We start from the raw sequence: 14,541 nt of genomic DNA on the forward strand, positions 1-14,541 counted from the left end.
GCGCTCTTGGCGGCCACAGGCGTGTGCTTGATTTCAGGCGGCGGGGGCGGGTAACGCTCGGCCCCCTTGTTGACCACGTGCCGCACCTTGGCGACGACGATGGGACCACGGCCTTTGCGCTTGAACTGCCAACGTAAAACCATGTTGGCGATGACTGCTTGGATGCTCATGCTTTGGTCGTGGTGTATTTCGAGAGGTTGAATTGCCGCGTCTTCAAGCGGTACGCAAATGTAAAGCCTGGCCACAGCGAGGAATTGCGGCCCTGGTCGTTCAAATACCAGCTCTTGCAGCCCGAGTTCCAGACCGTGTCCTTCAACTCGGTTTGAACCTTGTCGATGAACTGTGCCTGCGCTGCGGGCTTCACGTCGATCGCCTTGATGCCACGCTCGCGCATGGCCTTGATGGCGTTGATGATGTAGTGGGCCTGCGATTCGATCATGAAGACCATCGAGTTGTGGCCCAGCCCGGTGTTCGGACCCATCAGCATGAAGAAGTTGGGGAAGCCCGACACGGCCACGCCCAGGTAGGCCTCGGGGCCGTTCTTCCACACATTGGCGAGGTCGATGCCGCCTTTGCCGAACACGGTCTTGGGGGGGATGGGGTCTTGCACCTTGAAGCCGGTGCCCAGGATGATGGCGTCGACCGGGCGTTCCACGCCATCACTGGTGACCACGCCGCGGGGCGTCACTTCACGGATGCCTTCGGTGATGACCTCGACGTTGGTGCGGGCCAGGGCCGGGTAGTAGTCGTTCGAAATCAGCAGGCGCTTGCAACCCGGCGTGTAGTCGGGCGTCAGCTTCTTCTGCAGCACCGGGTCTTTCACGGCCTGGCGGATCTTGTGCTTGGCGACCTTGGCCACCAGGCCCATCCACTCTGGCTTGAACTTGAAGGCCAGGAAGCGCAGTTCCATCGTCCAGTACAGCTTGGTGCGCTCCCAGCGTTGGCGCCAGGGGTTGGCGCTGAAGTCGGCCTGTTCGCGCTGGGTGAGTGGGCGGTCTTCCTTGGGCACGACCCAGGGCGGTGTGCGCTGGAAGTAGTACAGGTGATCGACCTTGGGCGCGATGTTGGGCACGAACTGGATGGCGCTGGCGCCGCTGCCAATCACGGCCACGCGCTTGCCGACCAGGTCGTAGCCGTGGTCCCAGGTGGCGGAGTGGAACGTGTTGCCCTTGAACTTGTCCAGGCCCTTGATGTTGGGCGTGGCGGGATTGCTCAGGCCACCCATGCCGGACACCAGGATGTCGGCCTCGAAGACGCGGCCATCGTCGGATTCGACGGTCCACAGCTTGCGCGCGTCGTCGTAGCGGGCGCTGACCAGGTTGGCGTTGAAGCGGATGTGCTTGAGCAGGTCGTACTTGGTGGCCACGCCTTTCAGGTAGGCGTAGATCTCGGGTTGCGGCGCGTACATGCGCGACCAGTTCGGGTTGGGCTCGAACGAGAACGAATACAAATGCGAGGGCACGTCGCAGGCGCAGCCCGGGTAGGTGTTGTCGCGCCAGGTGCCGCCCACGTCGTCGGCGCGTTCCAGCAGCACGAAGTCGTCTTCGCCCATCTCGCGCAGCTTCACGCCCATGCACAAACCCGAAAAGCCAGTGCCGATGACCAGGACCTTGTGGCGCTGCACGGCAGCGGCTTGTGGGTCGGCCGGAATCTTGTAAGCCAGGTTGGAGTTGGGGTTCATGCGACTTCTCAAATCCGTTTTTGTGACAAAGAATCATGTCAGATTAACTTTGACAATGATCCATGTCAATATAGAGATTCCCATGGACGGACTAATTTCTGACACTTCCCCCCCGAACAAGCGCCGCTACGGTGGCGTCTTGCCCGAGGAACGCCAGCGCCAGCGGCGGGCCAAGCTCATCGATGGTGCCATCGAAGTCTTCGGCACGAAGGGCTTCCACGCCGCCACGGTGCGCGAGGTGTGTGTGGCCGCTCACTTGACCGAGCGCTACTTCTATGAATCCTTCAAGACCTTGCCGCAGCTGTTCATCGCGGTGTACGCCCACCTGCGCGAGGAACTGATGGCCAAGACCCTGGCGGTCATGGCCACGGCCGAGAAAACACCCATTGGCCTGCTGGAGCCCGCCATCCGCGTGTTCCTGGAGTTCATCCGCGACGACCAGCGCCGGGGCCGCATCATGCTGGTCGATTCGCTGGGCATCGACAGCGAAGTGGCGGCCTTCAGTGGCGCCACGGCGCGCGACTATTCCGAGCTGCTCAAATTGCACCTGGGCCGAATGGTCCCCGCCAACGAGTTGGCCGAACTCAGCCTCGATCTGCTGGCCGAGGGCATGATCGGCATGAACGTGTTGCTGGCGGCGCGCTGGATGCAGGATGGCTTTGCCGACCCGATCGACAAGGTGGTGCGGACCAACCTGTTGCCTTACCAAGGCTTGATGTCGCTGCTCGACAAGCGCTGAGGTCAACGGTCGCTGGGCGTCAGGTCGGCCCCCAGTGCCTCGCGTTCGTCGAACACGAAACAGCTGCCCTGGTAGTGCTGGCCACCCGCCAGCTCGAAGTACTTCAGGATGCCGCCATCCAGTTGGTAGACGTGGTCCACCCCCGCCTCGGCCATGTACAGAGCGGCCTTCTCGCAGCGGATGCCGCCGGTACAGAAGCTCACCACGGTCTTGCCCCGGAATTCATCCTTGTGGGCCAGCACCTGGTCCGGGAACTCGCTGAACTTGGCCAGGCGCCAGTCGATGGCGCCTTCGAAAGTGCCGAAATCCACCTCAAAGCCGTTGCGGGTGTCCAGCGTGACCACCTCGCGGCCTTCGTCGTCGTGGCCCTGGTCCAGCCAGCGCTTGAGCGTCGGCGCATCCACCGCCGGGGCGCGGCCCTCGGCGCCCTCCACGTCCGGCCGAATGGTGGGGTGGTTCATGCGGATGATCTCGCGCTTGACTTTGACCAACAGCTTCTTGAACGGCGGGGCGTCCGACCAGCTTTCCTTGGGCCTGATGTGCGCGAAGCGTGGATCAGACTGAAGGTCGCTCACCCAGGCTGTCACCGCTTCCGCCGGCCCGGCCAGGAAGAGGTTGATGCCTTCTTCAGCGATCAGCACCGTTCCTTTCAGACCCAGGGCCTGGGCCCGCTCATGGAGACGCTGCCGCAGCGCGGCCGTGTCGTCGAGGGTCACGAATTGGTAGGCGGAGATGTTCAGGACGGCTTGCTGCATGGGCGCCATTGTAGAAAGTCCGCCCCGAGGGGGTCAGGCGGCCGCGAGTTGGGCGCTGTCTCCAGCTTTTTCGCTCAGCCCATGGCGGCGCATCAACCGGGCCCGCTTGGCGGGCAGGAAATTGATGCGGCTTGCATCTCCGCCGGTGGCCTTGATGAGCAAGGGGTCCATGACGGCATACCAGAGCGGGGGCACATAGGCGATCAGGAACATGCCGAAGTAGCCCGAGGGCAGGGTGGGCAGGTCGGGAAAGTCGCGCAGCGACTGGTAACTGCGCGTGGGGTTGGCGTGGTGGTCCGAATGGCGCTGCAACTGGAAGACCACCAGGTTGGACATCAGGTGGTTGCTGTTCCAGGAGTGGTGCGGCTGGCAGGGCTCGTGGCGGCCATTGGGCAGCTTCTGGCGCAGCAGACCGTAGTGCTCGATGTAGTTGGCCGAGGTCAGCTGGAAGGCGCCCCACAGGGCCACGATGGCCAGCACCGGCACCACGGGCGCGCCCAGCAGTGCAATCAGACCGCCATACAGGCCGATGGTCAGCAGGCCGGCCTGCACGATCTCGTTGTCCAGGCTCCAGGCCGACTGGCCTTGGCGCTCCAGGCGCTCGGATTCCAGGTCCCAGGCGCGGAAGTAGGCGCCGGGTATTTCGCGGAACACGAAGCGGTAGATGCTCTCACCCATCTTGGACGAGGCTGGATCTTCCGGCGTGGACACATGGCGGTGGTGGCCGCGGTTGTGCTCGATCGAGAAGTGGCCGTAAGCGCACAGCGCGGAGTTGAACAGGGCCACCTTCCGACCCAACCAGTCCTTCTTGTGGCCCAGCTCGTGGCTGAGGGTCAGGCTCGCGCCCTGCATCGAGCCGGTGAACATGGCCGTGGCCAGCCAGGCATACCAGGGCAGCTCATGGGTGGCCAGGAACACGATGTTGAGCAGCGTGGTGCCCCACAGCACCGGCACCACCGCGTAGGTGATCCAACGGTAGTAGCGGTCAGCTTCCAGCCGGGGCACGGCAGCCTCGGGCGGGTTGCTCTTGTCTTCATAGAAGATCGCATCCAGCAAGGGGATGCCCCCATAGACCAGCATCGGGCCCGCGAAAAACCACAGCGCATGGGTGTGGCCCAGCAGATAAGCGACCGGGCCGATCAAGGCCGTGAGTGGAAAGAGCACCGACAGCAGCCACAGGGCTTTTTTGCGGTCTCGGTACTGGCTGGGGTCGGTGGGGGTGATCGGCAGGGCGTGCGGCATGGCTTGGTCTCCTCAAGGCTTCGGTTGGTGAGACTGTGCGTTTTTCTCTAGAGACGCGACACCGCCTGAACTGGCAGAATTTCGTCATTTGGTGACACTGCGTCGGGTGAAGGAATGGCGATGACGATGTCCGAACACACGCCCGCGGATTGGTTGAAGCCGGCGGTGCACCCTGTCTATGCACGCTTGATCTGCGCGGAGTTGCGCCGCCAGGGCTACACCGAGGCCGAGATCCTGCAAGGCACCCGCCTCGACTGGGCCACCCTGCACGACGGCAATCTGTTCATGAGCTTCGAGCACACGCGTCGTCTGATCGTGCGGGCGCAGGCCTTGGCCGGAGGCCCTTGGCTTGGCCTGTTGGTTGGCCACAGCACGCAGGTGTCGGCGCACGGGGCGCTGGGCTACGCGGGCATGGCCGCCAGCAATGTGGCGCAAGTGCTGGGCCTTCTGCAGCGGTTTCTCGAAATGCGCCAACGTGTGGCGCGCTTCGAGGTGGACACCACGCACGGGCTGGCCTTGACGATGACCGAGCTGCTGTCGTCTCCAGAGGTGCGCGAGTACCTCATGGGCCACCTCGCTGCTGGGGTCACGCGGGTGCTGGAGACCGTCACCGGACAGGACGTGCGAGCCCACGCGACGGTTCATTGGCCCTTCGCCGAACCGGCGGGGGCGGAGCACTATCGCCGTTTTTTCCCGCACAGCGAGTTCGGAGCCGCGCAATTGCGCATCGACCTGCCGCCGCAGTTGTTGCAATGCCCAGGCCTGGCCTCGGACCCCGAGGCCTACCGCACCGCGCTGCGCGACTGCGAGCGTCAACTGGCCCAACAGCAATTGGGCACAGTGGCCTCGCGGGTGCAGCAACGCCTGCTGGATGCACAGGGCCACTACCCGACCTTGGTCGAGATGGCTGAACTCGAGCACATGTCCTCGCGCACGCTGATTCGTCACCTGCGGGACGAGGGCATGACCTACCAGCGACTGCTGGACAGCGTGCGCGAAGAGCTCGCCTGCTGGCAATTGGTGCACACCACGCACAGCATCGAGGCCATCGCCGACGGCCTGGGCTACCAGGACACCTCGAACTTCAGCCGCACCTTCAGGCGCTTGGTAGGGATGACACCCAAGGCCTTCCGCGACGCCCGGGTCGAAGCACTCAGCCAAGAATAGAGGACAGCGGGTGGCGGGCGATCTCTACAATCGCCCCATGCCCTTCATTCACCTGCGCACCCACACCGAGTTTTCCGTCGTCGATGGCACCTTGCGCATCGACGACCTGGTCGGTGCTGCCAAAGACGACCGCCAGCCCGCCCTGGCCATCACCGACCTGAGCAACCTGTTCGGCGCGGTCAAGTTCTATTCCGCGGCGCGGAAAAAAGGCGTGCAGCCCATCATCGGCGCCGATGTCTGGCTGGAGGCCGACGAACCCCAGCGGCCAGCCTCGCGTTTGCTGCTGCTCATCCAAAGCAGCCAGGGCTACCTGCATTTGAGCGAACTGCTGGGCGACGCCTGGACGGCGCCCGGTCAACGCACCCACGCCACCGTCAGTTGGGCCAACCTGCAGGCCAAGTCGGCCGGCCTGATCGCGCTGTCTGGCGCCGAGATGGGCGTCATCGGCCAGGCCTTGACGCAGGGCGACGTGGCGCGCGCCGAAGCCCTGGCCCAGCGACTGGCCGGCATCTTTCCCGGGCGCTTCTACATCGAGCTTCAACGCTCGGGCCACGGCAGCAACGAAAGCTACATCCGGACGGCGGTGCCCATGGCTTCGCGCCTGGGCTTGCCGGTGGTCGCCACGCACCCGGTTCAATTTTTGACGCCGGACGACTTCGAGGCCCACGAAGCCCGCGTCTGCATTGCCGAGGGCGAGACCCTGGGCAACCCGCGCCGCCACAAGAAGTTCACGCGCGAGCAGTACTTCAAGACACAGGCGCAGATGGAGGCCTTGTTCGCCGACATCCCCTCGGCCTTGGCCAACACCGTGGCCATCGCCCGCCGCTGTGCGCTCACGCTGGTGCTGGGCAAGCCGCAGCTGCCTGACTTCCCCACGCCCATCCTGGAAGACGGGCCGGACAAGGGCAAGCCCATGCCCATGGCCGACTACTTCCGCGTGCTGTCCTTCGAGGGGCTGGAAGAGCGCCTGCTGCACCTCTTCCCCGACCAGGCCGTGCGCGATGGCAAGCGGGCCGAGTACGTCGCGCGCCTCGAGTTCGAGATCAACACGATCCTGAAGATGGGCTTCCCCGGCTACTTCCTGATCGTGGCCGATTTCATCAATTGGGCCAAGAACAACGGCTGCCCCGTGGGCCCGGGCCGGGGCTCTGGCGCCGGTTCGCTGGTGGCCTATGCCCTGAAGATCACCGACCTCGACCCGCTGCAATACAACCTGCTGTTCGAGCGTTTTCTGAACCCCGAACGCGTCTCGATGCCCGACTTCGACATCGACTTTTGCCAGGGCAACCGCGACCGCGTCATCGACTACGTCAAGGACAAATACGGACGGGAAGCGGTATCGCAGATCGCCACCTTCGGCACCATGGCCGCCAAGGCCGCCTTGCGCGACGTGGGCCGCGTGCTGGGCATGGGGTATGGCCACGTCGACAGCATCGCCAAGCTGATTCCCGCGCCCCCGGGCAAAAGCGTGACCTTGGCCAAGGTGCCCGCGAACCCCGACCCCGGCATCATCTACGCCCGCAAGGAGGCGCCTGAGTTGGAGCAGCGCGAAGCCGCCGAAGAAGAAGTGGCCGAGCTGCTGACCCTGGCCATGCGCGTCGAAGGCATGGTGCGCAACATCGGCATGCACGCCGGGGGCGTCTTGATCGCGCCAGGCAAGATCACCGACTTCTGCCCGCTGTACATGCAGCCCGGCAGCGACAGCGCCGTGTCTCAGTACGACAAGGACGACGTTGAAGCCATCGGCCTGGTGAAGTTCGACTTCCTGGGGCTGGCGACGCTGACGATCCTGGAGACCGCCAAAGAATTCATCATCGCGCGGCACCCCGATCAAAAAGACTTCGACTTTGCCAAGATCAAGCTCGACGATGCGGCCACCTACCGGCTGCTTTCGCAAGGCAAAACGGTGGCTGTGTTCCAGCTGGAATCCCGCGGCATGCAGGGCATGTTGAAGGACGCCAAACCCAGCGTCTTCGAGGACATCATCGCGCTGGTCTCGCTGTACCGGCCAGGCCCCATGGACCTGATCCCCAGCTTCTGCGCGCGCAAACACGGCCGCGAAGAGGTGGAATACCTGCACCCCTTGATGGGCGAAGTGCTGCAAGAGACCTACGGCATCATGGTCTACCAGGAGCAGGTGATGCAGGTGGCCCAACGCGTGGGGGGCTACTCGCTGGGCGGTGCCGACATGCTGCGCCGCGCCATGGGCAAGAAGAAGGCCGAAGAGATGGCGCAGCACCGCGTCACCTTCGCCGAGGGCGCCGCCAAGAACGACATCCCGCCGGCCAAGGCCAACGAGATCTTCGACCTGATGGAGAAGTTCGCGGGCTACGGCTTCAACAAGTCGCACGCTGCCGCCTACGCTTTGCTGGCCTACCACACGGCCTGGCTGAAGGTGCACTACACGGCCGAGTTCTTCGCGGGGAACATGAGCGTGTCGAGTGACGACACGGACAAGCTCAAGATCTTCCACGACGACGCCACGCAGAACTTTGGCATCACCTTCACGCCGCCCAACGTCAACGCGGGCGCCTGGAAGTTCGAGCCCATCGACAAGAAGACGATCTGCTACGCGCTGGGTGCGATCAAGGGCACCGGGCAGGGCGCCATCGAGGCCATCGTGGCTTGCCGCAACGAGGGCGGCCCCTTCAAGAGCTTCTTCGATTTCTGCGCCCGGGTGGACCGCTCGCGCGTCAACAAGCGCGTGGTCGAAGCCCTGATCAAGGCCGGCGCCTTTGATGCCCTGGAGCCGCGCCGCGCCAGCCTGCTGGCCAGCGTGGCCCTGGCCTTCGACTACGCCGACACGCAACTCGCCAACGCCGACCAGGGCGGTCTGTTCGACTTTGGCGATTCGCATGCCGCGTCGACCAATGAGCCCGACTTGGTGCCCACCGAACCCTGGGGCCTGAAAGAGCAACTCACCCTGGAAAAAACCGCCATCGGTTTCTACCTGTCGGGCCATTTGTTCGACGAGGCCGAAGCCGAAGTGCGGCGCTTCGCCAAGCAACGCATCGCCGACCTGCAGGACAGCCGCGAGGTGCAGGTCGTGACCGGCATCATCAGCGAGTTGCGCGTCATCAACGGCACGCGTGGCCGGGTCGGCCTGTTCAAGCTGGACGACAAGAGCGAAAGCATCGAGGCCGTGGCCAACCAGGACACACTCGACGCCAACAAGGAATTGTTCAAGGAAGACGAGTTGGTGATCATCACCGGCAAGGTGCAGACCGACCGTTTCTCGGGCGGCCTGCGCCTGAATGTGCAGCAGGTGATGAGCCTGGCGGCGGCACGTTGCCGCTACGCTCGTTTCGTGCGCGTGACTGCGAAGGACCAGCATTTGCCGCTGGCCGATGTGTTGCGCGAATTTCCGGCACGCCGCATCGAGGCGCCCCAGCCCGAGCTGCCTGAAACCATCCAGGGCTTGCCCATCCGCGTGGTGGTCGAGCGCCAGACGCCCGGCTTGTCAGCGCGCGGTGAGCTGGACCTGGGCGAGGGCTCGAAGCTCTATCCCAGTGACCAGGCCATGGCGCGCCTGAAGGAACTGATGCCCAAGGGCCAGGCGCAGATCGTTTACGGCGAGGGCTGATGCCCCCGGCTTTCTGTCACCGCGGTCAATCCCAGCGGTGGTGCCAGCCGCGACCTGGGTAGAAGCGGTCACCGCGCCAGCCTCGCACCGGTGCGCCACCGTAGATCACCACGCCGGGTGGATTGGGCTGGTAGTAAGTCGCGGGTCCCACGCCGGGCTCGTCGTCATAGGGCGCAGGTTGCGGTGCCGCGATCACCTGGGCTGGTGAGCCGACCGGGTTCACGGTGACCTGAAGGGGAATCGTGCGGCCCGGCTCTTCGTCCATCTGGGTGCTGTAGCGCTGGCCCGCGTATTCGTAGACCACGTCGTAGGCCACCACCTGGTTTTCATAGGAAGCCTGCTGTTCGCATTGGCGCACCGAGCGCGTCGTGCCTTGGCGACCGTCGTTCTCGATGTGGTCGCCCAGCACCGCGCCGCCAATCAGTCCCGCACCCGTGGCCAGCGCTTTGCCGCCACCCTTGCCCAGGGCATTGCCCACGACGCCGCCCGCGATCGCGCCCAGCAAGGCACCAGCGCCGGAGGAGCGAGCTGGCTCCTGGTAGAGCTGGTCGTGGCACACCTGCCGGGGCACTGCCACCTGGGCCACCACCGGTGTGGCCGAAATGACCTTGGCCTGCACCGTGGACGAGGTGGAGCTGGGGGTGCCGACGACGCTGCCCACGCGGGGGCCGGCGGTGGCGGCGCCCGTGGCCAGTGCGCAGCCCAGGGCCAGCACGGTGGTCAAGGTGGGGCGGTGTTTCATGGTGGTTTCTCCATTGGCGGCCAGCATCAGAGCTGACCTTGAACCTTCAACGGCTGCCGGTCAAGTCCGGTGGACAGGCTTGTTTTGTGAATTGCGTAAAGATCGGTGAAGGCCACGGGCGCGCGGGGCGCCTAAAATACGCGGTTGTCTCAATCGCCAATCATCACCATGTCCAAGACCGTCAAGCCCGCCGCCAAGCCAGCGAAGCCCGTGAAAGCCGCAGCAACCACTGCCGCCGCTGCCCCCCAAGTCAAGAAAGTCGTCCTGGCTTATTCGGGCGGTCTGGACACCTCCATCATCCTTAAATGGTTGCAGGACGAGTACAACTGCGAAGTGGTCACTTTCACCGCCGACATCGGCCAGGGTGAAGAGATCGAGCCGGCCCGTGCCAAGGCCATCAAGATGGGCATCAAGCCCGAGAACATCTTCATCGAAGACCTGCGCGAAGAATTCGTGCGCGATTTCGTCTTTCCCATGTTCCGCGCCAACGCGCTGTACGAAGGCGAATACCTGCTGGGCACCTCCATCGCCCGCCCATTGATCGCCAAGCGCCTGATCGACATCGCCAAGAAGACCAAGGGCGACGCCATCAGCCACGGCGCCACCGGCAAGGGCAACGACCAGGTCCGCTTCGAACTCGGCGCCTACGCGCTGATGCCCGGTGTGAAGGTGATCGCCCCCTGGCGCGAGTGGGACCTGCTCAGCCGCGAAAAGCTGCTGGCCTACGCGGACAAGCACGGCATCCCGGTCGATTTCAAGAAGCGCAAGGGCGGCGCCCCTTATTCGATGGACGCCAACTTGCTGCACATCAGCTACGAAGGCGGCGTGCTGGAAGACCCGAACTTCGAGCCCGAAGCCAATATGTGGCGCCTGACGGTCTCGCCCGAGAAGGCCCCGAACAAGCCCCAGATCATCGAACTGACCTACGCCAAGGGCGACGTGGTCGCCATCGACGGCGTGAAGCTGTCGCCCGCACAGGTGCTGACCAAGTTGAACGAAATCGGCGGCAAGCACGGCATCGGCCGCCTCGACAAGGTCGAGAACCGCTACGTGGGCATGAAAAGCCGCGGCTGCTACGAAACCCCGGGCGGCACCATCCTGCTGTCGGGCCACCGCGCCATCGAGTCGATCACGCTGGACCGCGAAGTGCTGTCCCTCAAGGACGACCTGATGCCCCGTTACGCCCGCCTGATCTACAACGGCTACTGGTTCAGCCCCGAGCGTGAACTGCTGCAAGGCCTGATCGACGCCAGTCAGGCCACGGTCAACGGCACGGTCAAGCTCAAGTTGTACAAAGGCACCATCCTGTGCGTGGGCCGCGAGTCCAAGACCGACAGCCTGTTCGACGCCAAGATCTCGACCTTCGACGATGACGGCGGCGCCTACAACCAGGCCGACGCGGCCGGCTTCATCAAGCTGAACGCCCTGCGCCTGCGCATCGGCGCCAATGTGAATGCCCAGCGCGCGGCGACTGCCAAGGCCAAGGCCGACAAGACGGCGGCCCGCAAGTCGGCGGCCAAGAAACCTGCGGCCAAAAAGGCCGTGGCCAAGAAAGCCGCCTGATCGCTCTTGACCGACCGGATGACCGCTGCCGAGCGGTGGTCATCCTTCAGCTTCTTCATTCATTTCCCGGAGATTTTCACCATGACCACCACGACCCTGGCTGGCACCGTCAGCACCCAGGCCAATGTCTACTTCGATGGCAAGTGCGTGTCGCACACCGTGACGCTGGCCGATGGCACGCGCAAGAGCGTGGGCGTGATCCTGCCGGCCGTGTTGACCTTCAACACGGGCGCCCCTGAGGTCATGGAAACCGTGGCCGGCAAGGCGACGATCAAGCTGGCGGGTTCGAGCGAGTGGAAGACCTATGGCCCGGGCGAAAGCTATGACGTGCCAGGCAATTCGTCGTTCGAGATCAAGGTGGAAGGCGAGCCTTACCACTACATCTGCCACTTCGGCTGATCTGAAAGCTCAGAACCGCGGTTCCGGGACCTCGTCCATGGACTGCGGCTCGCATTCCATCTCAAGGTTGCCCAGCAGATTGTCGTCATGGTCCAGCAGTTCGCCTTCCAGCTCGCCACTCTGGCGGTCAATGGACAGGCGAATGGTGGCCAGCTTCTTGAGGTTGGGCTGCCAGACGATCCACTGGCCCCGCACCCAGTCGTTGTAGTACACGGTGCCCGGCAAAGGCAGCTTGTACAGCATGGTGTAGGACACCTGTGAGGCCTTGTAGCGGAGGCGCTCGCCCACGGGCAGCACGTTTGATTTCTGGATCAGGGCCGTGGTGTTGTTGTCCCGCATGGCCAGGTCCAGCGTCGCCGCCTTGCCCTTGCCACCCGCCGACAACTTGCCTTTGCAGTTGAGGTAGAGGTGAAACTCGGCGGCACTGGCATGGCCGCCGATCAGCAGCAACAAGGCGGCAGCCAGGCCGGCAAATCGGCTGATGGGCTTCATCACTTCTTCTTGTTGGACTTGGCGGCGGGCCTCGGCTTGGCGTCGATTTCCTTGGACGCGGCGGTGTCGCCACCTTGCACGCCCAGCCGGCCACCAGTGCCCAGGCCACCCTTGACGGTTTGTGCCTTGTAGTTGCGCAGGGCCTTGACCATCTGGTTGTACGAGTCGGCGAAGGCGGCCATCACGACCTTGCCCTGCGGGGTCTTGGAATAGCCCCCGCCGCCACCGAATCCGCCGCCGCCAAAGGCCGCGCCGAAACCGCCGAAGTCGAAGTTCTTGGCGCTGCCTTCAGAGGCCGAAATCTGCACGCCCGAGCGGTTGTCGATCAGCAGCAAGGTGGTCGATGCCTCGTTGCGGCTGACACTGCCGGCCAGCCCGGCGATCAGGCCCAGGGTGCCGCCGCCACCAAAGGCGCTGCCGCCACCGGTCTTGCCCGAAAACTGGATGGAAGGCGACATGGTGTAGTCGGCCGCCACCAGTTGGCCCTTGCCGAAGTTGCTGCCGGCGCGGCTTTCCTCGCCACGGGCGAATTCGCGCTCACGCATCACGTTGTTCATGCTTTTGCCGCGTTCCACGATCACGAAGCAGTTGCTTTGCTGGATCATCATGCGCAACACGGGCACGGTCGAGCCCAGTTGGTGGTCGCGCAACTGGTAGTACCAGGGGGCGTTGGTGTCTTCTTCGATCGCCAAGGTGCCCAGGGTTTCGTTGCAGGATTCCAGCGCGGAGTTCTGGCCTTCGGCGCTGGCGCCGCCAACCGCGCCGGTGACCACGCCTTTGTTCTCGCCCATGGTGGGGCCAGTGGAACACGCGGCCAGCAAGGCAAGGCTGCTGGCGATCAAGGCCAGTTGGCCGGCGCGTTGGACGGTGCGGCGGTGTTCGGAAGAGACCAGATGCATGAAGTTACCCCTGTGAAAAAGCGGTGTGGAGGCGTAAGCGGGCAGTATAGGCGGGCACGACTTGGTGGGGCTACCCCTCTCTATAGGGAGAACGAGACACGTCACACCACCACAGGTTCGGGCTCCAGGCGGATGCCGAAGCGTCCGTAGACGCTTTCCTGGATGGCGCGGGCCAGGGTCAACACCTCGGCCCCGATGGCGCCACCACGGTTGACCAGCACCAGGGCTTGTTTCTCGTAGACACCCGCGCGGCCGATGGACTTGCCTTTCCAGCCGCAGGCGTCGATCAGCCAGCCGGCCGCCAGCTTGAAACTGCCGTCGGGCAGGGGGTAGTGCACGATCTCGGGATCGCGGCCGATGATGTCGCGGCATTGCTCGGCCGTCACCACGGGGTTCTTGAAAAAACTGCCGGCGTTGCCGATCACGGATGGGTCGGGCAGCTTGGCGCGGCGGATCTCGCAGACCCAGTCGAAGATCTGGCGTGCGTCGGGCTGCGTGATGCCGGTTTCAAGGATCTTGCGTTCCAGTTCCAGGTAGCCCAAGAGGGGCGTCCAGGGCCGGGGCAAGCGCAAGCGGACCTTGGTGATGACGGCCTTGCCGGCCAGTTCGTGTTTGAAGACGCTGTCGCGGTAGGCGAAATGGCAGCGGTCCACACCCAGGGTGACGGTGCGGCCGGTGGTCAGGTCCACCACGTCGACGGATTCAAGCCGGTCTTGCAATTCGACGCCATAAGCGCCAATGTTCTGCACCGGCGAGGCGCCCACCGTGCCGGGGATCAAGGCCATGTTTTCCAGGCCGGGCAGGCCCTGGTCGAGCGTCCAGGCCACGGTGTCGTGCCAGGACTCGCCGGCGCCCACTTCCACGATGAAGGCATCATCGCGGGTTTCCAGCAAGCGCTTGCCCATGATTTCCATCTTCAGCACGCACAGATCCACGTCTTGCGTGAGGACGAGGTTGCTGCCGCCGCCCAGGATGAACTTGCGGGCGCGTCCGAATTCAGGGCTGTCGACGACCTTGCGCACGTCGGCTTCGGACGTGATGCGCACCAGGGTCCGTGCCACGGCGGGCAGGCCAAAGGTGTTATAGGCTTTGAGGCTGGCGCCTCGGTCGACGACAAGGGGTGAGTGCATGGCAGAATTTTCGCAGACCAAAGGAGCCTTTTCATGCCCAGTTTTGACACCGTTCTCGATCCCAACCTGGTTGAAGTGCGCAATGCCGTCGATCAGACCACGAAAGAAATCGTCACGCGCTTCGATTTCAAGGGCACCAGCGCCAAGAT

The 14,541-nt window shown here is 64.1% G+C and carries 13 protein-coding genes; 6 read left to right on the forward strand and 7 right to left on the reverse strand.

All coding sequences use genetic code 11. The features are described from left to right. Positions 1–166: 166 nt before the first annotated feature. Positions 167–1,681 (reverse strand): flavin-containing monooxygenase, encoded by a 1,515-nt coding sequence (locus ACREB4_RS20125; protein ID WP_431590029.1) that lies wholly within the window; start codon positions 1,679–1,681, stop codon positions 167–169. A gap of 82 nt (positions 1,682–1,763) precedes the next feature. Here ACREB4_RS20125 and ACREB4_RS20130 point away from each other — a divergent pair, with 82 nt between their 5' ends. Beyond that, positions 1,764–2,420, forward strand: a complete 657-nt coding sequence (locus ACREB4_RS20130; protein ID WP_431590030.1) for a TetR/AcrR family transcriptional regulator — start codon at positions 1,764–1,766, stop codon at positions 2,418–2,420. A gap of 2 nt (positions 2,421–2,422) precedes the next feature. Here ACREB4_RS20130 and ACREB4_RS20135 read toward each other — a convergent pair whose 3' ends face one another. Then, positions 2,423–3,175, reverse strand: coding sequence for a sulfurtransferase (locus ACREB4_RS20135; RefSeq protein ID WP_431590031.1), 753 nt, complete (start codon positions 3,173–3,175; stop codon positions 2,423–2,425). A gap of 33 nt (positions 3,176–3,208) precedes the next feature. Further along, positions 3,209–4,417: an alkane 1-monooxygenase gene (locus ACREB4_RS20140; RefSeq protein WP_431590032.1), complete on the reverse strand. Its 1,209-nt coding sequence runs from the start codon at positions 4,415–4,417 to the stop codon at positions 3,209–3,211. 120 nt (positions 4,418–4,537) lie between these two features. On the opposite strand from ACREB4_RS20140, the gene ACREB4_RS20145 reads away from it, so the two are divergent. After that, positions 4,538–5,584: an AraC family transcriptional regulator ligand-binding domain-containing protein gene (locus ACREB4_RS20145; RefSeq protein WP_431590033.1), complete on the forward strand. Its 1,047-nt coding sequence runs from the start codon at positions 4,538–4,540 to the stop codon at positions 5,582–5,584. A gap of 37 nt (positions 5,585–5,621) precedes the next feature. Then, positions 5,622–9,167, forward strand: coding sequence for a DNA polymerase III subunit alpha (gene dnaE, locus ACREB4_RS20150; RefSeq protein WP_431590034.1), 3,546 nt, complete (start codon positions 5,622–5,624; stop codon positions 9,165–9,167). Between the two features lie 25 nt (positions 9,168–9,192). On the opposite strand, the gene ACREB4_RS20155 is transcribed toward dnaE, so the two are convergent. After that, positions 9,193–9,909, reverse strand: coding sequence for a glycine zipper 2TM domain-containing protein (locus tag ACREB4_RS20155; protein ID WP_431590035.1), 717 nt, complete (start codon positions 9,907–9,909; stop codon positions 9,193–9,195). Positions 9,910–10,077: 168 nt separating this feature from the next. Between ACREB4_RS20155 and ACREB4_RS20160 the strand changes: the two genes are divergently transcribed. Both ACREB4_RS20160 and ACREB4_RS20165 read left to right on the forward strand, forming a co-directional pair. Beyond that, positions 10,078–11,472 (forward strand): argininosuccinate synthase, encoded by a 1,395-nt coding sequence (locus ACREB4_RS20160; RefSeq protein ID WP_431590036.1) that lies wholly within the window; start codon positions 10,078–10,080, stop codon positions 11,470–11,472. 81 nt (positions 11,473–11,553) lie between these two features. Next, positions 11,554–11,871 (forward strand): pyrimidine/purine nucleoside phosphorylase, encoded by a 318-nt coding sequence (locus ACREB4_RS20165; RefSeq protein WP_431590037.1) that lies wholly within the window; start codon positions 11,554–11,556, stop codon positions 11,869–11,871. 9 nt (positions 11,872–11,880) lie between these two features. Here the strand turns inward: ACREB4_RS20165 and ACREB4_RS20170 are convergent, their stop codons facing one another. From ACREB4_RS20170 to murB, 3 genes are all read right to left on the reverse strand, one after another. Continuing rightward, positions 11,881–12,363 (reverse strand): hypothetical protein, encoded by a 483-nt coding sequence (locus ACREB4_RS20170; protein WP_431590038.1) that lies wholly within the window; start codon positions 12,361–12,363, stop codon positions 11,881–11,883. After that, on the reverse strand, positions 12,363–13,262 hold the full coding sequence (locus ACREB4_RS20175; protein ID WP_431590039.1) for a CsgG/HfaB family protein: 900 nt from the start codon (positions 13,260–13,262) through the stop codon (positions 12,363–12,365). Before ACREB4_RS20175 ends, ACREB4_RS20170 begins: the two co-directional genes overlap by 1 nt. A 101-nt stretch (positions 13,263–13,363) precedes the next feature. Further along, the gene (murB, locus tag ACREB4_RS20180) at positions 13,364–14,392 is read right to left on the reverse strand and encodes a UDP-N-acetylmuramate dehydrogenase (protein ID WP_431590040.1); all 1,029 of its coding nucleotides are present in this window, start codon (positions 14,390–14,392) and stop codon (positions 13,364–13,366) included. Between the two features lie 33 nt (positions 14,393–14,425). On the opposite strand from murB, the gene ACREB4_RS20185 reads away from it, so the two are divergent. Then, a partial coding sequence (locus ACREB4_RS20185; RefSeq protein WP_431590041.1) for a DUF520 family protein occupies positions 14,426–14,541 on the forward strand: 116 nt, incomplete at its 3' end.

The organism is Aquabacterium sp., from assembly GCF_050725395.1.
GTDB lineage: Bacteria > Pseudomonadota > Gammaproteobacteria > Burkholderiales > Burkholderiaceae_C > Aquabacterium.